This is a genomic window from Flavisolibacter ginsenosidimutans (genome assembly GCF_007970805.1).
Lineage (GTDB): Bacteria > Bacteroidota > Bacteroidia > Chitinophagales > Chitinophagaceae > Flavisolibacter > Flavisolibacter ginsenosidimutans.
The window spans coordinates 965,780-987,189 of the sequence record NZ_CP042433.1; the positions used below are offsets into that span (position 1 = coordinate 965,780).

General features: G+C 46.1%; 19 protein-coding genes. 12 read left to right on the top strand and 7 right to left on the bottom strand.

The window, feature by feature from the left end:
- The first annotated feature begins 18 nt into the window (after window positions 1–18).
- Complete coding sequence (locus FSB75_RS03980) at window positions 19–1,332, top strand: bifunctional folylpolyglutamate synthase/dihydrofolate synthase (protein ID WP_146783115.1); 1,314 nt, start codon at window positions 19–21, stop codon at window positions 1,330–1,332.
- A gap of 194 nt (window positions 1,333–1,526) precedes the next feature.
- Window positions 1,527–2,081 carry a GDSL-type esterase/lipase family protein gene (locus tag FSB75_RS03985; RefSeq protein WP_172623057.1) on the top strand — a complete coding sequence of 185 codons (555 nt, stop codon included), beginning with the start codon at window positions 1,527–1,529 and terminating at the stop codon, window positions 2,079–2,081.
- 334 nt (window positions 2,082–2,415) lie between these two features.
- Here the strand turns inward: FSB75_RS03985 and FSB75_RS03990 are convergent, their stop codons facing one another.
- Together FSB75_RS03990 and gyrA are read right to left on the bottom strand one after the other, a co-directional pair.
- Window positions 2,416–3,774 (bottom strand): tetratricopeptide repeat protein, encoded by a 1,359-nt coding sequence (locus FSB75_RS03990; protein WP_146783120.1) that lies wholly within the window; start codon window positions 3,772–3,774, stop codon window positions 2,416–2,418.
- Window positions 3,775–3,791: 17 nt separating this feature from the next.
- On the bottom strand, window positions 3,792–6,437 hold the full coding sequence (gyrA, locus tag FSB75_RS03995) for a DNA gyrase subunit A (RefSeq protein WP_146783123.1): 2,646 nt from the start codon (window positions 6,435–6,437) through the stop codon (window positions 3,792–3,794).
- A 190-nt stretch (window positions 6,438–6,627) separates the two neighbouring features.
- Between gyrA and FSB75_RS04000 the strand changes: the two genes are divergently transcribed.
- Together FSB75_RS04000 and FSB75_RS04005 are read left to right on the top strand one after the other, a co-directional pair.
- Window positions 6,628–7,677 (top strand): hypothetical protein, encoded by a 1,050-nt coding sequence (locus FSB75_RS04000; protein ID WP_146783126.1) that lies wholly within the window; start codon window positions 6,628–6,630, stop codon window positions 7,675–7,677.
- Window positions 7,678–7,769: 92 nt separating this feature from the next.
- Entirely contained in the window at window positions 7,770–9,287 is a 1,518-nt protein-coding gene (locus tag FSB75_RS04005) for a saccharopine dehydrogenase C-terminal domain-containing protein (protein WP_146783129.1), read from the top strand.
- Here FSB75_RS04005 and FSB75_RS04010 read toward each other — a convergent pair.
- Window positions 9,284–9,982 (bottom strand): SIR2 family NAD-dependent protein deacylase, encoded by a 699-nt coding sequence (locus FSB75_RS04010; RefSeq protein ID WP_146783132.1) that lies wholly within the window; start codon window positions 9,980–9,982, stop codon window positions 9,284–9,286. The genes FSB75_RS04005 and FSB75_RS04010 overlap by 4 nt on opposite strands.
- Window positions 9,983–10,118: 136 nt before the next feature.
- On the opposite strand from FSB75_RS04010, the gene FSB75_RS04015 reads away from it, so the two are divergent.
- Genes FSB75_RS04015 through FSB75_RS04025 form a run of 3 tightly spaced genes read left to right on the top strand, consistent with a single transcriptional unit; the run spans window position 10,119 to window position 11,576 of the window.
- Window positions 10,119–10,919 (top strand): DUF2231 domain-containing protein, encoded by an 801-nt coding sequence (locus FSB75_RS04015; protein WP_146783135.1) that lies wholly within the window; start codon window positions 10,119–10,121, stop codon window positions 10,917–10,919.
- 4 nt (window positions 10,920–10,923) lie between these two features.
- A complete protein-coding gene (locus FSB75_RS04020; protein ID WP_146783138.1) occupies window positions 10,924–11,286 on the top strand; it encodes a cupin domain-containing protein in 363 nt (120 codons plus the stop codon).
- A gap of 50 nt (window positions 11,287–11,336) precedes the next feature.
- Entirely contained in the window at window positions 11,337–11,576 is a 240-nt protein-coding gene (locus FSB75_RS04025) for a hypothetical protein (RefSeq protein WP_146783141.1), read from the top strand.
- Window positions 11,577–11,656: 80 nt separating this feature from the next.
- Here FSB75_RS04025 and FSB75_RS04030 read toward each other — a convergent pair whose 3' ends face one another.
- Window positions 11,657–12,073 carry an EVE domain-containing protein gene (locus FSB75_RS04030; protein WP_146783144.1) on the bottom strand — a complete coding sequence of 139 codons (417 nt, stop codon included), beginning with the start codon at window positions 12,071–12,073 and terminating at the stop codon, window positions 11,657–11,659.
- A gap of 143 nt (window positions 12,074–12,216) precedes the next feature.
- Here FSB75_RS04030 and FSB75_RS04035 point away from each other — a divergent pair, with 143 nt between their 5' ends.
- Complete coding sequence (locus tag FSB75_RS04035) at window positions 12,217–12,783, top strand: fasciclin domain-containing protein (protein ID WP_146783147.1); 567 nt, start codon at window positions 12,217–12,219, stop codon at window positions 12,781–12,783.
- Between the two features lie 66 nt (window positions 12,784–12,849).
- Here FSB75_RS04035 and FSB75_RS04040 read toward each other — a convergent pair whose 3' ends face one another.
- Window positions 12,850–14,058, bottom strand: a complete 1,209-nt coding sequence (locus FSB75_RS04040; protein ID WP_172623058.1) for a fasciclin domain-containing protein — start codon at window positions 14,056–14,058, stop codon at window positions 12,850–12,852.
- A gap of 21 nt (window positions 14,059–14,079) precedes the next feature.
- Window positions 14,080–16,785 carry a TonB-dependent receptor gene (locus FSB75_RS04045; protein WP_146783153.1) on the bottom strand — a complete coding sequence of 902 codons (2,706 nt, stop codon included), beginning with the start codon at window positions 16,783–16,785 and terminating at the stop codon, window positions 14,080–14,082.
- Window positions 16,786–16,972: 187 nt separating this feature from the next.
- On the opposite strand from FSB75_RS04045, the gene FSB75_RS04050 reads away from it, so the two are divergent.
- The 3 genes from FSB75_RS04050 (at window position 16,973) to FSB75_RS04060 (ending at window position 20,372) form a co-directional block, all read left to right on the top strand.
- Window positions 16,973–17,911, top strand: a complete 939-nt coding sequence (locus FSB75_RS04050) for a phosphoribosylaminoimidazolesuccinocarboxamide synthase (protein ID WP_146783156.1) — start codon at window positions 16,973–16,975, stop codon at window positions 17,909–17,911.
- A gap of 110 nt (window positions 17,912–18,021) precedes the next feature.
- Window positions 18,022–18,870 (top strand): carboxypeptidase regulatory-like domain-containing protein, encoded by an 849-nt coding sequence (locus FSB75_RS04055; protein ID WP_146783159.1) that lies wholly within the window; start codon window positions 18,022–18,024, stop codon window positions 18,868–18,870.
- An 11-nt stretch (window positions 18,871–18,881) separates the two neighbouring features.
- Window positions 18,882–20,372 (top strand): PorV/PorQ family protein, encoded by a 1,491-nt coding sequence (locus FSB75_RS04060; protein ID WP_146783162.1) that lies wholly within the window; start codon window positions 18,882–18,884, stop codon window positions 20,370–20,372.
- On the opposite strand, the gene FSB75_RS04065 is transcribed toward FSB75_RS04060, so the two are convergent.
- Window positions 20,362–20,823 carry a DoxX family protein gene (locus tag FSB75_RS04065; RefSeq protein ID WP_146783165.1) on the bottom strand — a complete coding sequence of 154 codons (462 nt, stop codon included), beginning with the start codon at window positions 20,821–20,823 and terminating at the stop codon, window positions 20,362–20,364. The genes FSB75_RS04060 and FSB75_RS04065 overlap by 11 nt on opposite strands.
- A 105-nt stretch (window positions 20,824–20,928) precedes the next feature.
- Here FSB75_RS04065 and FSB75_RS04070 point away from each other — a divergent pair, with 105 nt between their 5' ends.
- Window positions 20,929–21,405 carry a Mut7-C RNAse domain-containing protein gene (locus FSB75_RS04070; protein ID WP_172623059.1) on the top strand — a complete coding sequence of 159 codons (477 nt, stop codon included), beginning with the start codon at window positions 20,929–20,931 and terminating at the stop codon, window positions 21,403–21,405.
- The last annotated feature ends 5 nt before the right edge of the window (window positions 21,406–21,410 follow it).

Here is a 21,410-nt window from a genome sequence, read left to right on the forward strand (position 1 = left end):
CGCAATACTTTTGCGGCGATGACTTACGCCGAAACATTGGATTATTTATACAACGCACTGCCCATGTTTAGCCGCATGGGCAGTGCTGCGTTTAAAAAGGATTTAACCAACGTAAAAATTCTTTGCGAACGCTTGGGTAATCCTCACCAAAGATTTAAATCCATTCACATTGCGGGCACCAATGGCAAGGGTTCGGTAAGCCACATGCTGGCGGCCATTTTCCAAAAGGCAGGATACAAAACCGGTTTGTACACGTCGCCGCACCTGTACGATTTCCGCGAACGGATTCGCATAAATGGCAAAATGGTTCCCGAAGAATTTGTTGTTCGTTTCACCGAAGAAATAAAGCCGCTGATTGAAAGCGTTGAGCCTTCATTTTTTGAAATAACCGTGGCGATGGCCTTTCAATTTTTTGCCGAACAAAAAGTGGACGTTGCGGTGATTGAAGTCGGCCTCGGCGGCCGGTTGGACAGCACCAACATCATCACACCGGCGCTGTCTGTTATTACCAATATCGGTTGGGACCACATGAACATGCTGGGAAAAACCCTGCAAGAAATTGCGGCCGAAAAAGCCGGCATTATCAAAGAAAGTGTTCCCGTTGTCATCGGCGAAACCTTACCCGAAACAAAGCCTGTATTTCAAAAAGTAGCAAGCGAAAAAGCGGCGCCGGTTTTTTTCGCAGAAGAAAGTTTTGAAGAGGTTGAGTACAGCCTTTCTCCAAAACATTTGCACGCAACATTCAAGAGAAAAGAGGACAGCCTTGTTTCTGTTGAAACCGATTTGCCGGGCTTGTACCAATTGAAAAATCTGCGCACGGTTTTAACGGCGATTGATGTATTGAACAAAGCGAAGTGGAATCTGCGCCAAGAAATCGTGGCGGCTGCTTTGAGCGAAACAAAAGCAACAACAGGGCTGCAAGGTCGTTGGGAAATCATTCATCAACATCCCACCGTTGTGCTGGATGTTGCGCACAACAAAAACGGCATTGAACAAATGCTTCAGCACATTGCCCGGCTTTCGTTTCGTCAATTGCACATCGTGTTTGGCATGGTGAAGGACAAGGATGCGGAGAGTCTTCTCTCGTTGTTGCCTTCTTCAGCCAGATATTATTTTACGCAGGCAAACATTCCAAGGGCCTTGCCTGCGACCGAATTAAAAGAAAAGGCAGAAGCACTATGCTTGGTTGGCGACAATTATCCGGATGTAAACGAGGCCTTGAAGGCGGCTTTGCGCAAAGCCGTTGAGAATGATTTGGTGCTTGTGTGCGGAAGCATTTTCTTGGTAGCCGAAGTAAATCGCCACCTCTTTGCGGTTCGTCGCACTGAATAATTTTCTACCTTCAGTACATGACCAAAACGTTCAAACCAAGCCTTGTAGGGACAGTCTTGTGCGTTTCTCTTTTGCTTAATCTCCTCTGCGTTTTTTTCGTGGGCAGAAGGTTGCTCCTTAAATCCGCCACAACCACTTACGTTCCGCCGCCAGAGCGTCCATACTATCTTGACCGCAATAAGCTTTTTGAGGCAATGCCTGCTGATAGCAACGCCGTTGTCTTTCTTGGCAACAGCCTTACACAATACTTTGAATTGGCTGAGTTTTTTCCCGGTGTTCATGTGAAGAACCGCGGCATTCACGGCGACATGATGGAAAAAGTTTTGTTGCGCCTCTCGCCCATCATTGCGTCACAGCCCAAAAAAATTTTTATTGAATTGGGCATTAACGACATCGAACAAAAAGTGCCGAAAGAAAGACTATTGGATATGTACGACCGCTTGCTCGACACGTTAAAAAATACCTGTCCCTCAACAAAACTTTACGTGCAAAGTATTTTACCCGTAGCCGACACCAGCTTATATTTACCCACATCTTACTGCTCACCGCAAATGAACAAGGACATTGTGTTTATGAACCGTCAACTGCGCTGGTTGGCACAACGAAAAGCTTGCAGGTTTATAGACTTACACGATAAATTTTCATTGCACAACGAATTAAACCCCGCTTATTCGGTTGATGGTGTTCACTTATCGGGAGAAGCCTATGTTTTATGGGCAAAAATTTTGCGGCCATATGTTGAAGAATAAAAGTAGTTAGTGCCGCGTGGGCAAAAAGCGGTACGTTAAATGGCCAGTTGCTTTACAGTCAATCCTAAATAAAAACTTACAAGGCGATTTGTTTTACCTTTGTAGCCCGCCCTTTGCAACTGCATCCTATCGTTGGATACTGCTTTAAACTTAAACTTTTTACGATGTCTTCAAGAGACAAGTACAACCGCAAAGACTATTCGGCGTTTTGGTTCGGTCTGCTGCTTTTGTTGGCGGCGGCTTACATCATTTTGAAGGATCTTGGAGTTTTAAAATGATGCGTGAAGAATTGCAAGACGTACGAAAAAGGCCGGGAAAACTCCCGGCCTTTTTTTTATTTGATTGAAGCTTTTTTGTTTTGATAGAACGTGACCTTGTCGGCCATTTTCTTGCGGTTGTAGTAATCAATCAATTGATCGGTTACTTTGCGATAGTTGGTTTTATCTTGCGGCTTTAATTCAGTTTGTGCGCTGAAGATGTCAAAGGCTTTTTGCGAAGCGGCGGCCATGTCATCGTACTTCTTGTCCACCTGTGCATTCATCTCTTTGCGCTTGGCAGCGGCGGCAGGCGTATTACCCACGATGGCTCTTCTTGCATCTTCCATGTCAAACACCTGCGTATAATAATGCTGGGATGCGATAAAATAACCAAGCGCATTGTTTGGGTTCAGCGCAATGGCCTTGTCCAAGGCGCTTTGCAACCTTGCCTGGCGTGCCGCATAATCAGCAGGCTTTTTATCCCACACGTAGGTATTGTTGAAAAGTTCAATGGCGTAATCAAGTGCAAGTGCCGCGTTGCTTGGATTCTTTTGCAAGAGGTCTTCGTAACGCTTAATCTTGGCCGCTGTGTATTGTTCCTGCGCTGCGTCAATTTGCTTTTGCATATCCGTTTTGGCCGTGCCGGACGCTTTGTTTTGATCGGCGTGCAATTGGTCCAACTGCTTTTGAAGCTGCTGCAATTCCGGTGTGTTAAATTCAAGGCTCAGCCAGTAATCGTCGTCTTTATAAAGTTGCTTTCCGGTGTTGAGGTATTTGCTGGCCGTTGCGTCATCACCTTTCTTCATGTAATACTGGGCCACCAGTGCATAAACCTCTTTAAACTCCGGCGTGGCAATTTTCGCGTCGGTCAATTTTTGAAAATACGGGATAGATTCGTCTTGTTTCTTAGCGAGGTAAGCCGATGAAGCCGTCAGGTTTATCAACTGTGTGTCCAGTGCCGGTGGCGAGTAAGTTTGCAGCGAGAAGCCTTTGCTCTTGATGTAATCCTGCACGTTAATTGCTTTTTGAAACTGCGAAAAAGCGGCGTCGTAGTTTTTGTTGTTGTACTGTTTGATGCCACGGTTGTAATGCATGTCGAACAACTGGAACAAACCCAGGTTCTGATCAATGGTCATCAAGGGGTTTTTCGGATCGAGCTGCAAGGTTTTTTTATAAGCGTCCAGCGCCTCTTTCGACGCATCATAATTCAACGTTCCCGTCGAATCGGTTTGTGCGTAATACTTCTGAATCTGGGCTTTGTAGAAATAAGCGTTGGCGTTGTTGGCGTTTTTTGGATCGGCCATAAACTTGTCCAATTTCTCTTTGGCCTCGTCATACTTTCCTTTCGAAATCTTTTCCTGTACGTCTTTTAAATCCTGTGCATGGCCAGCCGATACCGTTGCTGCCAGTGCTGCTGCGAAGAATAATTTGCGCATTTTTTTTGTTTTTAATGTTAAGCGGAAGGAGCCGTCTCTTCTCCTTCAGATGTATTTTCGGGTGAATTGGTTGTTTCGGAACTATTGCCTGTTTCGTTGATGCCTTCTGCCACGTCGTTGCTGTTCTCTCCGGTAGCCTCAACGCTAACCTCGTTTTCGTCCTCCATCTTCTCTTCTACCTCCTCTACATCCAGCTTGGTGATGGCCGCAATTTCATCGCCTTCATCAATGCGTATGAGTTTTACACCCTGCGTGGCTCTGCCTTGCTCACTAATGTCGGCCACTTTCATCCGAATGGTAACGCCGCTTTTGCAGGTGATCATTAAATCTTCTTTCTCCGACACGTCCAGCACACCCACAAGCTTACCGGTTTTGTCGGTCACGCTGATTGTTTTTACACCCTTGCCGCCACGGTTGGTGATGCGGTATTCATCAAAAGGCGTTCGTTTTCCGTAACCTTTTTCGCTCACCACCAAAACCGTTTTGTCTTTTTCGGTTTCCGGATTCACGCAAATCATGCCCACTACTTCTTCTCCTTCGTTTTCTACTTCAATGCCCGCAACACCAATAGCGCCACGGCCCGTTGGGCGAACTTTATTTTCAGGGAAACGAATGGCACGGCCCGAATTTATCGCCATCATGATTTCGCAACTTCCATTGGTAAGCCTTGCTTCCAAAAGCTGATCGCCTTCAATGATGGTGATGGCGTTTACGCCTGTTTGACGCGGACGGCTGAAATCGGCCAGGGCTGTTTTTTTGATGACGCCTTTTTTCGTACACAGAACGATAAAATGATTGTTCACAAAATCAAGGTCCCGTAGGTCCTTGATGTCAATGATGGTCCTGATTTTATCGTCGGGAGAAATCTGCAAAAGATTTTGAATCGCACGTCCCTTGCTGTTCTTTTCGCCTTCGGGAATTTCATAAACATTCAACCAATAGCAGCGTCCTTTTTCGGTAAAGAACAACATGGTATGATGCGTGCTGGCAACGAAAAGATGCTCGATGTAATCTTCTTCTCTCGTCTTTCCACCCATCACACCGCGGCCGCCGCGGCGTTGCGCACGGTAATCGCTGGCCGATGTGCGTTTGATGTAACCAAGATGAGAAATGGTGATCACCACGTCTTCTTCCTTGATCAAATCTTTTATGCTCACCTCGTTGTCGAGATAAGTGATTTCGGTTTTACGTGCATCGCCAAATTTTTCTTTTACTTCAGTCAATTCATTCTTGATGATGTCGTAGCGCAGGCTCTCGTTGCCCAGTATTTCCTTCAGGTGCGCAATGAGTTTCATTAGTTCGTCGTACTCCTGCTTTATCTTATCACGCTCCATTCCGGTGAGGCGTTGCAGGCGCAATTCCAAAATCGCCTTGGCCTGAATTTCATCCAAACCCCAGCCCGCATTCACTAAATTGTCTTTGGCAATTTCCGGCGTAGCCGATGCACGAATCATCGCAATGACTTCGTCCAAATGATCCAGGGCGATGAGATAGCCTTGCAAAATGTGCGCACGTTTTTCGGCTTCGCGCAATTCGTATTGCGTGCGGCGATAAACCACATCGTGACGAAATTCGACGAACTCAGAGATGAGATCTTTCAGGCTCAGGATTTTCGGACGCCCTTTTACAATGGCAACGTTGTTGATGCCATAGCTCGTTTGCAGTTCGGTGAATTTGAAGAGCTGGTTGATGACCACGTTGGCAACGGCATCTCGTTTTAAATCCACCACCAGCCGCGTTCCTTCTTTGTTGTTTGATTCGTTGTTTACGTGGGCAATGCCTTCAACTATTTTTTCATTCACCAGTTCTCCTATGCGGTTACACAAGGCATCACGGTTAACCTGGTAAGGCACTTCGGTAATGATGATTTGCTCACGGCCGCTACTCTTTGTTTCTAGGTGAAGCTTGCCGCGTAACACTACGCGGCCACGGCCGAAGTGAAAGCCGGCTTTGATGCCTTCCATACCGTAAATGGTGCCACCCGTGGGAAAGTCAGGTGCTTTTACGTGTTGCATCAATTCGTCAATGGTGATTTCGCGGTTGTCAATATAGGCAACGCAGCCGTCCACTACTTCGCTCAAATTGTGCGGCATCATGTTGGTAGCCATGCCCACGGCAATGCCGCTGGAGCCGTTCACTAATAATTGCGGAATGCGGGTTGGCAATACCGTTGGCTCTTGCAATGAATCATCAAAGTTCAACTGAAAATCAACGGTTTCTTTTTCGATGTCCTGGAGCATTGCTTCCGCAAAACGCGTCATGCGGGCCTCGGTGTAACGCATGGCCGCCGGGCCGTCGCCGTCCTGACTGCCGTAGTTTCCCTGTCCGTCAATCATCCGGTAACGCATGCTCCAATCCTGGGCCATGCGCACCATGGTATCGTAAACGGCCGTATCGCCGTGGGGATGGTATTTACCCAACACTTCACCAACAATACGGGCACTCTTTTTATAAGGTTTATTGTGACTCATGCCCAACTCGTTCATCGCAAACAAAATGCGACGGTGAACGGGCTTAAGGCCGTCCCGTACATCGGGAAGTGCACGGCCAACGATTACCGACATTGAATAGTCAATGTAGGCCGTCTTCATTTGCTCTTCGATGTTGATGGGAATGATCCGGTTAAAATCCTGTGTTTCCTGTGGTTCTAAATTGTTTTCCATTCTGCGTTTTAACGTCTTAAATTTAAGGTGTGCAAATCTACCTTTTTTAGGCTTAAAAACCTGACGAAAACAAGGTTTGAAAAGCTAAAAAGCGCGGCAATTTATCAACAGGCTGTTAAGGTTTTTGATAGGTCTAAAAGGCGGGCACAAATTTTTTAGCAGAATGAAAAGAGGTTAAAGAACGCCGATTATGAAGCGCTATTTTTTACTGCGAAGCAACCGCGAAGCCGGGCCGTTTACAAGTGCCGAATTAAAAACCTGCGGCCTCCTTCCCACCGATTTGATTTGGATTGAAAACGAAAGCACCTCCTGGCAACATCCCACTGAAATTGAGGAGCTGAAAACAATTGCGGCGAATGGCTTTAAAAAAGAGGCACCGTCAGTTTTTTCTGCTCCGGTTAAGCCTCCTGTTCCTTCTTTGCAGGAATACAAACGAGCCATTGGTGAAAGTGATCTTCCTGAGGACAATGAAGCAGAATTAACAACATATCACTATCATAGCAAACAGTCGCTGCGGCGGAAACAAAAACCGGCAGCGAATTCTTATACGGTTGGCAGCCGGTTTTTTGGTGCGGTGGTCTTGCTTATTGGTCTTGTCCTTTGTGGTTTTGTGGTCGTGAACATGCTTAATCAATTTGGCTTGCGGAGAGCAGCGGATTCCGAAGCCGTTGAAATTAAATCGGAAATTTTACCGGCAAGCAATACGGCGCACATGGCACAGGCATTGCCGCATGTATCGCTTTCACAACCGGCGCCAAGCGAGGTAAAAGCGATAGATAGCGTTCACGCAAAACTTGCCCTTGCTAAAAAAACGGTGAAGCATACCGAAACAAACAAAAAAATGTTTGTCGCAAAACCGGATACGTCTTTCGGAAACAGTAACGTTGCAAAGGCAGAAGATGCGCCGCTGGTAAATGAAGCGGTGCAAAAACCTGCAGAAGAAAAACCCGAGGCAACGGCAGTCGTAAGCCGCACACCTTCGCTACAACTGTCGGCAAACGATTACAAGGTGGGTTTGTTCGGAGGCATTTCAGATTTGGAGATTTCTGTGACCAATCCATCTACCCAAAAAATTAACAGGGCTGTTATTGAAGTTGAATACCTAAAGCCAAACGGCAGCGCCGTCAAATCGCAAACAGTGACGGCCGAAAACATTTCTCCCAACGGTTCGAGAATTGTTGTTGTTCCGCCGAGCAGCCGCGGCGTAAAAGTGCGCTATCATGTAACGAGTGTTGAGTAATTGCTTACGCGTTCACCTGTTCACAAGTTGGCGTAGCGGTTTGTATCTTTCCTCCCGTTTTTAAACAGGCGAACACGTAAACTTTTTCCCGCATGAAACAGATCCTGCTTTTCGGCGCCGGCAAATCTTCTACGGCTTTGGTGGAATACTTTCTGGTGAACGCAATAGCCGAAAACTGGCAGCTTATTTTGGTGGATGCTTCGTTGCAAAACGCACAGGAAAAGCTGGGCGATTCATCGCACGGAACGGCGCTTTCGTTTGACGTACGCGACGACAAAAAGCGAAGGGTGCTGATTGCAAAAGCCGACATCGTTATTTCACTGATGCCGCCGGTTTTGCACATTCTGATTGCCAAAGACTGTCTTGCCGAAAAGAAAAATCTTCTCACCGCATCTTACGTTGACGAACAAGTGCGGGCCTTAAAAAATGAAATTAAAAATGCTGGCTTGTTGTTTCTCTGCGAAATGGGATTGGACCCCGGCATTGATCACATGAGCGCCAAAAAACTGATTGATTTCATTCACGCCGAAGGTGGAAGAATTTCATCTTTTCATTCGCATTGTGGTGGTTTGGTTGCGCCCGAAAGCGACGACAATCCCTGGCATTATAAAATCAGTTGGAACCCTCGCAACGTCGTGATGGCCGGCAAAAGCGGCGCTGTTTTTAAAATGAACGGCGAGATAAAAGAATGGCCTTACGAAGAGTTGTTTACAGACAAACGATACGTATCCATTCCAAATGCCGAACCGTTTTGCTGGTATCCCAACCGCGATTCGCTTCCGTATATTTTAACCTACGGTTTGCAGGAAGCAGAAACCTTTGTGCGCACCACCTTAAGGCATCCCGATTTTATTTACGGCTGGAAAAATTTAATCGAACTTAAATTAACCGGCGAAGAAAGATTGTACAACACCGACGGTAAAAACCTCATGCAGTTTTTTAAAGAGCACATGGACCTGAACGGCTTTGGCGAATGGCTTCAACAAAAGCTGCACGAGCAATTTGATTCGACAAAAGGCTTGTTAGCTGAACTGGTAAACCTTGTAAAGCTGGAAGAAGAAGCAGCAAAAAAAGGCGTTGAACCGGTAGAAGAATTTATGATGGTGGACGATAAAGGCGACCTGCAGAACATTGACATAGATTACCTCAAAATCAGTGCGGCGGCTACGCTTGCCGACCGTATGCACGATGCGAACCTCACTTTAAAGCAACTGTTTTATTTAGGCCTGGATGATGAATTAACACCAATAAATTTAGGCCAATGCAGCGCCGCAGACGTGTTGCAATTTGCACTGGAAAAAAAATTGATGCTGCAACCGGAAGACAAGGACATGGTGGTGATGCTTCACGAAATAAACTACATGAAAGATGAAACGGCGTATAAAGCCACAAGCTCATTTGTGTTGAAAGGCGAAGACGGTAAACACACGGCCATGGCGCAAACGGTAGGCTTGCCGCTGGCGATAGCAACGAAGTTGATTTTAAAGAACGCAATTCAATTGAAAGGCTTGCACATTCCAACACAAAAAGAAATTTACGAGCCGGTTTTGGCTGAACTGGCGAAACACGGAATAAGCTTTTCGGAAGAAATAATCCGCATAACCTCTTAAGAAACGAGCAGGTTTTTCAACAGCGGCACTACATCTTTCATTCCCTCTGTTGCGGCCTTTTCAATGGCCGTAAGATTGTGCAAACCATACGTTGAAGGCACCTTTTTATCAACAATGAACTTTGGCAAAAAAGGCGGTGCGTAATTCACCAATCCCGCTGCAGGATAAACCACAAGCGAGGTTCCAACGATTAAAAAAATGTCGGCATCCAATACAAGCTTTACAGCTGTTTCCATCAGGGGCACGGCTTCTTCAAACCAAACAATGTGCGGACGAAGTTGTGCGCCGTCTCCGGCCTTCTCACCCATTTTTATGTCATTATGCACTGTATAAATTAAGGTCTCGTCCTTCTCACTGCGCATCTTTAAAATTTCGCCGTGCAGGTGCAAAACTTTCGTTGAGCCGGCCCGTTCGTGCAGGTCATCAATGTTCTGCGTGATGATGTGTACGTCGAAATCTTTTTCCAATTCGGCCAATATTTGATGTGCTGCGTTTGGTTTTGCTTCTTTTACGGCCTTCCGCCGCATGTTGTAGAACTCCTGCACCAGTGCAGGATTGCCCCGCCATGCGGTGGCCGTTGCTACTTCATTGATGTCGTAACCTTCCCACAAACCATCATTGTCTCGAAAAGTTTTTAAGCCGCTTTCGGCACTAATGCCCGCACCGGTCAGCACTACCAGTTTCTTTTTGTTCATGACCAAATGTAGTTACGTGTTTACTTGTTGAAAAATAGATAGTAAGGCTCTTGGTTTTTTTACGTAAGATGTAAACAAGTAAACAACTGAACAAGTCACGCGGTAAGCTTTTTGATGGTATTGTAAAAACGGTTTTATGCGCAGCAAAGCCAATATCAAAAGCCACCCGCTTCATCCCATTTTAATTTGCTTTCCCCTGGCCTTTTTTATCGGCTCTTTTGTGTTTGATATTCTCTTTCTCTTTAACCAAAATCCATCCTTTCAAAACACTGCTTATCATCTTAATATTGCCGGCGTCATTGGTGCTGTGTTGGCTGCGGTGCCGGGCTTTGTTGATTTTCTTTACACCGTTCCGCCCGAAAGTTCAGCAAAGAAAAGAGCCGCCAAGCACGGCCTGCTGAATACGGGTAATTTGCTGCTTTTCATTGCAATTGTTTTGCTCAAACGAAACACTGCGCTTGATTACAAAATTCTCGTGGCGATGGAGGCGATCGGTGTCATCATTCTCTTTATTGCCGGATGGCTCGGCGGTACGCTTGTGTACCGAAACCAAATTGGCGTTGACCCACGTTATGCAGATGCAGGTAAATGGAACGAGGAATACGTCAACACCAATGATAATTTTATAAGAGTGGCTGCCGCGAATGAACTAAAGTTGAATCAAATGAAATTGGTTCACGCAGGCGGCAAGCGCATCATCATTGCCCATTCGGAAAAAGGCTACGCGGCCTTCAGCGATCATTGCACGCACAAGGGCGGTTCGCTTGCAGGGGGTGCCATGATTTGCGGTACGGTGCAGTGTCCCTGGCACGGATCGCAGTTCAACGTGCACGACGGCTCGGTGTCTGCCGGTCCTGCAAAAAAAGGCATCGAGACCTACAACGTTGAGGAAAGGGATGGCGCGGTGTTTTTACATTTGAAGGAAATAAAAAAATAATTTGATGCCTTACTTTTTGCAACAAAAACCTTTTGTCGTTCCTACCAACGACGGCAAATTAATTGAAGAACACGCAGGCCTTGCCTCCACCGGCGATAAAGAAATAAGCATTGCACACATGATTGCGCCACCGGGATGGGGCGAACCTTTTCAAAAACCAGAATTTGATGAATATACTTTGGTAAGCCGCGGCAAAAAATTAATTGAAGCGGACGGTGACGAAATTATTTTGGAAAGCGGGCAAAGCATTTTAATTAAAGGGGGTACGCGAGTCCGGTATTCCAATCCGTTTGATGAAGAATGCGAGTACTGGAGCGTGTGCCTTCCGGCCTTTTCGTTTGAGGCTGTTCACCGCGAAGAACAGTAGTGCCCGGTCAGTTTGGAAGCCTTTTTGTTAGCTCTAAATAAACAATGCGTATGCAAGGACAAACATTTCAATTGTTGCTGAACGGCGTTCCGTATTTTGTAAAAGCAGAGCCGTTTAGTTATAACGACGAGACAAGGTTTAAAGTGAGTTACAACAACGGCGATGAACACATCTTTGCCTGGAACACAAAGCTTGGGCAATTGTCCGCCATTGACGATGACGCCATTTCGATTCCTGATGAACTGGAAGCCGCCATTTCATCCAAACTTTTAAACACAACCGTAGCTTAATTCCAAAACAAAGCAGAACAAAAACCAGCCCCGCATTTGCGGGGCTGGTTTGATATTGTCTATTGCCAGTTACAGATTGCTTATTTACCCTTCTCTCCCGCCATTTCCATTACCACTTTCCATTCTTCATCTTTTACTGATTGAACGGAAAGCCGTCCCAGCCGCAAAAGGTCCATGTTCTGCAAACGCTTTTCTTCTTTCACATCTTTTAAGCCAACGGGTTTTTTTAGTTTTCGCACGGGTTTTAAATCAACAACAACCCAAGCTTCTTCATCTGTTGTTGGATCCTGATAGGCTTCTTTTATCACTTTGGCAATGCCCACAATTTCCAATCCTTCGTTGCTGTGGTAATAAAAGACTTCATCACCTTTTTTCATTGCCCGCAGATTGTTTCGCGCTGCATAATTCCGAACACCGTCCCAATGCGTTTGCCCGTCTTTTACAAATTGTTCCCAACTGTATTTAAAAGGTTCTGATTTTACAAGCCAATATGCCATGCGATTTAAAATTTGAAATTTTTGATTGAAGATTGATGATGCAAGAATAAAAATTTTTTCGTTCAGCAAATCCAAGTCAGTTCATCTGCCGTAATTAATTCGTCACACAAAAAAATCAAAACGCAAAATCAAAATCGTAAAACATGAAAAAGATCGCATTCGCAGCACTACTCTTTGCTGCCTTCTCTTTTAGCTCCTCAGCACAAGACACAAAAATGGCCAGCGAAAACACCGTGATGGTTGGTGGCGCTCCCATGTACCCAACCAAGAACATTGTTGAAAACGCCGTAAACTCGAAAGATCACACCACTCTTGTTGCGGCTGTAAAAGCGGCCGGTTTGGTAGAAACGTTGGAAAGCGCCGGACCTTTCACCGTGTTTGCGCCCACCAATGCAGCCTTTAATAAATTGCCAAAAGGCACGGTTGACAATTTATTGAAATCCGAAAACAAAGGCAGCTTAACATCCGTTCTTACTTATCACGTTGTAGCCGGGCGACTGAACGCAAGTGATTTGGCAAAAGCCATTAAAGCCGGTAACGGAACGGCCGAATTAACAACGGTACAAGGCGGTAAACTTTGGGCCATGATGAAAGGCAAAAACATCTGGATCAAAGACGAAAAAGGCAATACAGCAAAGGTGACCATTGCAGACGTTAACCAAAGCAACGGTGTGATTCACGTCGTTGATACAGTCTTGATGCCGAAGTAAATTCACTTAATCATTCGAAACAAAAAGGCCATCAACTTTGATGGCCTTTTTTCTATTCGTTAGTGCTTACTGCGGAAGAAGCACTTGGTTAATTTTATGGAGAACACCGTTTGTAAAAAACTGATCACTTGTTCCGCCGGGGTTTGGCGTCGGATTAATCAAAATGGTTGCGGGCGTTGCATTTGCCACGCCTTGTACGGTGGCGGCAGTAACAACTGGTCCGCTAAACGTAGCACCAAGCTTTACGCCGGGGTGCGTTGGCACTACGGTGTTCAGCAAGGTTGGAACAGAGGTTGGCGTTGGCGGAAAGTTCACCGTGAACGCTCCTGCGCCCAACATGTGATAAACAACCAAGCCTTTTACGTTTGTTGGTGTGAGTACGCTGGAAAGCGCTGGATTTGAAAACACGGTAGGCGAAGAAGCCAGTGCTGCAGCTTGTGCCTGTGCCGTTGCCAAAGGCACCCCCTGAGCCACTAAAGCCTGTGTGATTTGTGCAGTCAGCACAGCTTGAAAGGCAGCATTCGTGGGAACAAATACTGTGAAGTTTGGACCAACAGGAAGATTCAGCAAGGAGTCAAATCGTGCCGTACCTACAGAGCCGCTATCGCCTCTTTGTACCGCCGCTTTAAAATAGGCCATGTCGGCATCGGTCGAAATTCTTGACCACAACGTGGTTGATGGAGGCGTTACCAAAAGGTCAGTGTTGTGAATAATGGCATTTGCCGCCGAGCCGTTCACGGTTGTCAACGGCACGTTGTTCACCCATCCTTGCGTACCTCTTTTTGATGGAAAAATAGACAAGCTTACCAGGGGATTGAAGGCACTTGTGCCAGCCGTTGGGTTTAGTAGCGTAGGCGCAACCAGGTTGGGAAACGTGCTTGGAATAGAATCGAAACGAAGCACCTGCGGTGTAATAAGATAATTAACAATGCTTGCCGCTGACCCAGCCAAAGCATTCGCGAAATTTGTTGCCGATGAAAAAGCCGGATTAGATTTACGAATGGCCGCATTGGTTGGTAGAAAGGCCGTAAAGCGCAAAGACGGGTTGCTGAAGGCTGCCGTGGGTGCGGCCGCACCCGCCTTAGCCACCAATGCCTTGAAATAAGAATACGTTGTGTCGTTGTTGATGACATCGTTCAGCGTCGAACCCGTGTTGGTAAACGAAGGATTGATATCGGGCCCGATGTCTTCAAACTGTTTGTTGCAGGAAGTGAAGGCGGCCACAAACGCCGCGGCTCCCAAAAGCATTTTTGTTTTATTGATAGCCGTTTGCATAAGTTGTAATTGATTCATGAATTAAAAAACGTTGTAACCAAAGCTCACGTAGTACAAGCCGCCGATAGACGGATTGCCCGGTGCGTTGCGGTAATATTGGTTCAGCAAATTGGTTGCACCCAGTTTAAAGATGGTTTTGGTAGCCGGCATCTTGTAGCTTATTTGTGCGTCCAATGTGTGTATCGGATTTACCTGGCCGTTGGCGAAATCGCCTTCAAAGTAGAACTGGTCCTGCCAGCGATAAATAAGCGACATTCCGAAGCGCTTTTCAAAACCAAAGCCGCTGTTGGCAATACCGATGCTGGCGCGGTAAGACGGTGCATTGAAATAGGAAATGAAGCCGGCCGGCACCGGGTCAATCGCGTCGCGAGTGTAGTTGCCCGTAGCCACAAAGTTTCCGGCAAGACGATAGTCAAGACTCAAACCAAAACCATACGTATTCACTTTGGTGCTGGAGTTTACCGGCACCGAGAAAATTTGTTGCGAGGCAGCGCCGGGATTTTTCACCACCAGTGTGCGAAGAATAAAATCGGTGTATTGGCCGTAATAGCTGTAAGCATCAATCAACAATTTTTGGCCGAGGTTCAAACCGCGGTATCCTACTTCATACGATGTAACAGATTCGGGTTTCAGGTTATTTAAGGTAGCGTTTTTAGGACTTCCGGATTGTACGCTGCTCAACGAATAAACGGAACTGTTGTTAATGCCGTAAAAATCTTTCAACTGCTGCACGCCGCCAATCAACTGAACGCCGCCGCCAACGTTCAAATTAATCCATTGCTGTTGGGTAGAAGGAAAGCGGTAAGCCGTTTGGTACGACAAGCGCAGGTTGTTGTTGTTCGACAACTTAATCGTTGCTGTAGCACGCGGTGTAAAACGGCCGTCAAAGTTTGTGTTTTTATCATAGCGTCCCGACAGTGTTAAGCGAACAACGCTGGTAACGTTGCGGGATGCCTGAATGTAAGCGCCGTATTCGTTGATGGGAATTTTTCCGGCAGAGTCGGCAAACAATGTTCCTTCAGAGTTTAACACGTAACGTTTGAAATTGCCACCTACGAGGATGTCAGCAAAACCTTTGGTCATGTCGGAGAAATTGTACTGCCCTTCGTAGTTGTACAAATTGGTTTTGTCCACAAACAGGCCGCCGCCTTTTGAAATAGGTACGCCCCTGATTTGCTCAAGCAGTTGTTGAAATTGTGTGCTACCCGCTGCCGGACGATTTTTATCAGCAACCGCTCTGGCCGCATTGTGCGCATCAATATCCTGCATTCCTGCAAGTTTGTTGGCCAGATAAGCTTGGGTGTACTGTGCGTACCAGCCCGTAGAACCGCCACTCGGCAACCAGGCTTCGTTCAAAAGCCTGGTTGTTACCGTTGCGTTATATGATTCGCCTGCGTCTTCTTGCGTCGTGTAGGCACGTAAATACCATTTGCCGCCGTTCAATTCGAGCTTGTATTGTCCAATGCGTAGATTACGCAAGGAGTAACGGTCGCTGCCTGTATAGACAGTATTGCCTGTGCCCCAATAAGCAGCGGCGATGGCCTCAATGTTGTTGGTGATTTTATAATGCAATGCACCCGATACTTTGTAGTTAATGGTTTCCGGCGACACCACGTCGCTCTCTTTATAACCAGTACGCGAAACGTTGATTGGCTGTCCCGAAAGCGAATTGATGTACTGCGCAAGGAAAGGCGCAGCAGCAGCAATGCCCGGAAAAACGTTCTTTACAATGTCAACTGTCGTTTCATCACCGTACATGTTCACACCGTCATAGTTTGGATCTGTAGTGCGGGAGCCTGGCGCAATGTTTCCGGTTGTGCCCAGACGCTTGTAATTGCGGTAGTCTTGTGCCAGCCAATCATTGGCTTTGATTAAATCGGTTGAAATTTTAAATGCGAAGCGTTTGCCGATGGCCTTTGCCCAACGGAAATTCCAGTTGTAATAAGGCGATACGTTTCTGTCCCCATCGGAGATGTGCATGATGCCTTGCTTTACCTGAAACGACAAGCCTTGCGAACGAAAAGGATTTTTGCTGTTGATCAGAAGTGTGCCGTTCATTCCGCCTGGACCGTACAAAGCCGACGATGCTCCGGGCAGCAATTCCATGCTTTCAAGGTCGAGTTCAGAAATGCCGATAACAGAACCAACCGAGAAGTTCAAACCGGGAGCCTGGTTGTCCATACCGTCCACAATTTGATTCAGGCGAAGGTTACCGCTTGCGGCAAAACCGCGTGTGGTCGGCGTTTGAAATGTAAGCGAAGACGTAGTAAGGTCAACGCCTTTCAGGTTGCCCAATACATCGTAATATGAAGCCGCCGGTGCGTTGCGAACGGCGGCTGAAGTAACTCTTTCAATGCTCACCGGTGCTTCCAAAATGCGTTGCGGCGTGCGGGTGGCCGAGACAACGACTTCCTGCCCGATGATGTTTGCCGGAACAAGATTAACGCTTACCTCCGACGAAGAATTGACGGTTAGTTCCTGCGCATCATAACCTACAGAAGAAATGACCAGCGTTACCGGCAGCGAAGGCACATCAAGCGAAAACCGTCCCGATGCGTCGGTCGTTGTGCCACTTATTCCGTTCTTCACTTTTACGGAAACAGAAGAAAGATTGTCACCTACGGTTGACGTTACCTTCCCGGTGATGCGAACGTTTTGTGCGAAAGAAGAAAGGGAAAAAAAGATCGCTGCAAGAAACGCAGCAAAAAAGCGAGTGCTTTTTCTCATAGTTAATGAAGTTTTGTTTTTGAACGTTCTTGTGCAATTTTCGGTTCAGAAATGGCAGAACATTCAGGCCGGAAAAATACACATTAGACTGTTCAACCGGAAATTAATTTCGGCCTCTTTGCATAAGTTGTTGAAATTTTGCGCTGCGTTCAACCAATTGTTTTCAATCCCTCAATTTTCTTTGCGTATGGCACAATACAGCTTTCCAAATCAAACCGGTTTTTACCAGGGCAAGGTCAGAGATGTTTACACGATAGACAATACAAAACTCGTGATGATCGCCTCTGACCGCATCTCGGCTTTCGACGTCATTCTTCCGCGGCTGATACCCCACAAAGGACAAGTGCTGAACAGCATAGCCGCACATTTTTTACGGGCTACGAAAGATCTTTGCCCCAACTGGCTTCTCTCCACCCCCACGCCCAACTCGTCCATCGGTTTCAAATGCGAACCGTTTAAAATCGAAGTCGTGGTTCGCGGCAATTTATGCGGCCATGCCTGGCGCACTTATGAAAGCGGCAGCCGCATTTTGTGCGGTGCTTTGTTAACCGATGGATTGAAAGAGTCGGATTATTTTCCAGAACCCATCATTACGCCTTCTACCAAAGCCGAAGCCGGCCATGACGAAGACATTTCGGAAGAAGAGATTCTACGGCAAGCTTTGGCAACGAAAGACGAATGGCAGGAAATTAAAAGCTATGCCTTGCGTTTGTTTGAACGCGGCAGAGAAATGGCGCTGGAGCAAGGATTGATTCTGGCCGATACGAAATATGAGTTTGGAAAACGCAACGGCGAAATTGTGTTGATGGATGAAATACACACGCCGGACTCGTCGCGGTATTTTTACGCAGAAGGTTTTGACGATCGCCAAAAGACAGGCGAAAAACAAAAGCAGTTGAGTAAAGAGTTTGTGAGGGAATGGCTCATACAAAACGAATTCATGGGCAAGAGCGGACAAACCGTTCCGGAAATGAGTGACGAATGGGTGGAGACAATATCAAACCGATATATTGAATTGTACGAAAGCTTAACTGGGCAAAGTTTTGAACCAATGCGCTTCAACGAAGAAGATGTTTACCGGGAGATTGTGGAAACACTGAACACAATGGAAGGCCGAATACAGTGAGGTCTGCATTCGTTAAGTTTTACTGACGGAGTAATCCTTCTTCCGCGATTTTTCTTATTTTGTAAGAGCAAACCAATCCTGCCTTTTGGGAACGTTAAACCCAAAAGAAAATGAACAGGAAGAACACAATCGCAAAGCAACTTCCGACGTCTACTTACATCATCATCTCCGTAACGGGATTTCTTGTTTCTCTATTCTGTGTTTACTATTATCTGCATAACATTCAAGGCAATGTTTCCGAAGCGGTAAGCCAAAAAGTATTTTACTTAATCCTGATTGTTTTTGGCATCGCCGCCAGTGCGTTGGTATTCGGCGCTATGAACTCTTATGGTGCTTTAAGCGGACAAAAGTTAGACACCAAATTTCAATTTGCAGGGCCTGTGGTTGGTGTGTTGCTAGTGGTTTGGGGTGGCTTTGCCTTGCCCAAAACAGCAGCGAAGCAAACGATCGCCATTCGCTTTGTAAACGACAAGCAAACGCCGGTAACAAACGGCAAGGTCACGCTTTACTTTCCGCATTTTACCCGCGAAGAAGCGATCAACGAAAAAGGTACGGCAGTTTTTTCCGACATTAACGAAGACGACGTTAACGGCAGCGTGAAAATTGACGCGGTAAGCGATGGCTATGCAAGACTGACGTTTGACACAGTGCTCAAAAGTTTTGCACCGTTGCAACTGAAACTTTCTACTGCCTGGACGGTGCACATAAACGGCCAGGTAACCGATGCTGACGACCGGCCTATAAAAGACGTGGAAGTTTTGGTGGACGGTTCACGATTTTATGCCAAAACAGTGAACAACGGAACCTATTCCCTTCATCTTGCCGATTATACGATTGGTGATGAAATCTCACTGGTCACTTCGCACAAAGATTACAAAGACAAGATGAGAGTAATTAAAATAGACAAGGCACAAATGGCTGGCGTTGACTTCGTGTTGCAACCGTTAAATGCTCATTAAACCAAACGAACATGAAAAAATTTTTTTACTTAACGGCCTTGATTTTCATTGCAACCAAAGTTTCGCTTTCGCAAGACATTCTGGTGTTCAAAGGCACGGTAAAATGTTTTTTTGAAAACGATGAAAGAGCCAGCCGGGGCGCAAAGAATGTTGTCGTCGTTCCAGGCTTTGTTCCGGGCAAGGCCAGCCTCACAAACCCGCAGGGGTATTATGAATTAAACACCGCTGCACCGCTGCAAAAACTCGAAGGCAAATACGTAATGCTTTACTATGTTTCGCCGTGCAAAACCTGCGAGATTAAACGAAACGTGTTTGTATCGGAAGACCAGATAAAACAAACGTCCAACACGAAACTTTCCTACCTCACGGTTGAAACGCTTCAGATGAAAGCCTCGTGCAAAAACGCTGAACCGAAACCTTTGCAATCGGACAGCCTTTACAATGTATTTGCCCGGTTGCCTGCCCAAGACCTTGAAAAAGTTTCGGGCTTCAACGTTTTGACAGCCACACCGGGTGTGCTGAATGTTCTGACTAACGCGGTAGCCGTTGTTACCATAGGCAGTGGCGATGCAGACACATCATCCATCTTTCCAGGCAAAATAAAATACGGAAGATTTTTGGCCGCATCAGCCATGAATTTATCGGCCAATACCGGTTTCAACTTCTCTCCTAACCGCGACTTTTCTGAAGCTGTTTTTTGGAATGCGGCGGCGCTTGCAAACAGTTATCAAAACACCGGCGTTCATTTCTTTGGCAATTTTAAAAACAATTACAAGTTTTCAGCGTATAGAAGATTGACAGATAAATTAATGCTTGGCGCAGGCGGTATTTACACACAGCAGGATGAAATCAGGCTGACGACTTTTGGCAACTCTTTAACCACACAACACCTGCGAAATTTAAAAGAATACGCCGTTTATCTCTCTCCTTCATACAGGCTAAACAGCACAATGAGTTTAGGTGTGAGCGGAAAATTTATCGGGCAAAGCTTTAACCGGCCCGTTCGGCTTTTAACGGTGAATAACCAGGTGTCAGCCATTGATAGTAACGTAAATCACCATCATTTTGATGTGGATGTTTCATTTGTTTATCGTCCTGTAACTGCTTTTCAAATTGGCGTAAACCTTATGAACCTCGCCGGAACAAAGCTGGATGCTGACGCCTTGCCGGCAAAAAAGAAGCTTGTGCCGGTACAGCAACTGCGTTCCTTTGGGTTAGGCCTTTGCTACAAATGGAAACAGTTCAACTTTGGAACGGATGTGCTTATCACGCAAAATGATTTATACGATGTTTCGCTTGGCGTAAATTATATCCCCGTCAACAACGTGTTGTTAAGCGGCGGTTACGCTTTTAAACAGCAAAGCTTTTCGCTTGGCTTGCGGGTAAAATATTTTCGCATCGGTTATATAAACGACAACGGCTTGCTTGTAAACGACAAGCGCAAAGGCAAGTCTGGAATTTTGAATGGCCAGCTTTATTCCGGTTTGTCGTTTACGTTCTAAGGTTTCGCGATTGCCTTTCTTCTTCGTCCCTTTCCATTACGCGGTCGAGCGACCAGGGCCCGCTTCCGATAACCGTAAAATAAATCAACAGGCCAAGTATGGCAATTGACAAAATGATTTCCGAAAAATGGTTGGTCAGATCAACGTTTACAAAGACAATGGCCCCGATTAAAATGGGAATCTGAATTAGGCAGGCAAGCCGCGTAAGCAAACCAAGCGCCAGCAGAAATCCCCCCATGATGTGCGCAAAAATTACGTAATGTCCAAGCAGTACAAGAAGAAGGGAACTAAAAGGCACTTGCTGGCTAATGAGTTCATTTAACGTAGTGGAATTGCGGGCAAACTCGATGCCTTTGAAGAGAAGAAAGACTCCCAAAACAATACGCAAAAGATCGAGGTATTTGGGGTGGTGGGTATCGCCCCAATGTTCGACGCGTTGCAGATAATTCATGTCGCTTGTTTTTAGGTGAAGAAAAGAAAGAGCTACCTTAAAGTTACACGCAAACAAAGGAAAAACGAACGGCCCGAAATCAAGAATTTTGCGGAAACCATCGGTGTGAAATCAGACAATAAATTCATTGCGGACGTTCACCTCGGCAAACTTGCCAAAGGCTTGCGCATGGCTGGCTTCGACGTGTTTTACCAAACCGATTGTACCAACAATGAATTAAAAACAATCGCGGTTCAACAAAACCGCGTGCTTCTTTCGCGAAACGCAGCTTTTGCGAAAGAAGCAGTTATCAAAACGTTCATTCTCCAAAGCGAAGACTGGTTTGTACAACTTCAACAGGTTGTTGAGAAATTTGAATTAAGGGAAAGGTTCGAACCGTTCACGCGGTGTTTGGCTTGCAACGGTGTTCTGCAAAGCGTTTCCAAAGAAGAAATAGAACCGCAACTGGAGGAAAACACCCGTAACTATTACAACGAGTTTTGGCAATGCTGTAACTGCAAACGCATCTACTGGAAAGGTTCGCATTACGAACGAATGAAGAAGCTGATTTCAGAATTGAAAAGATCAACGGAAGAGAAGTGACGCAT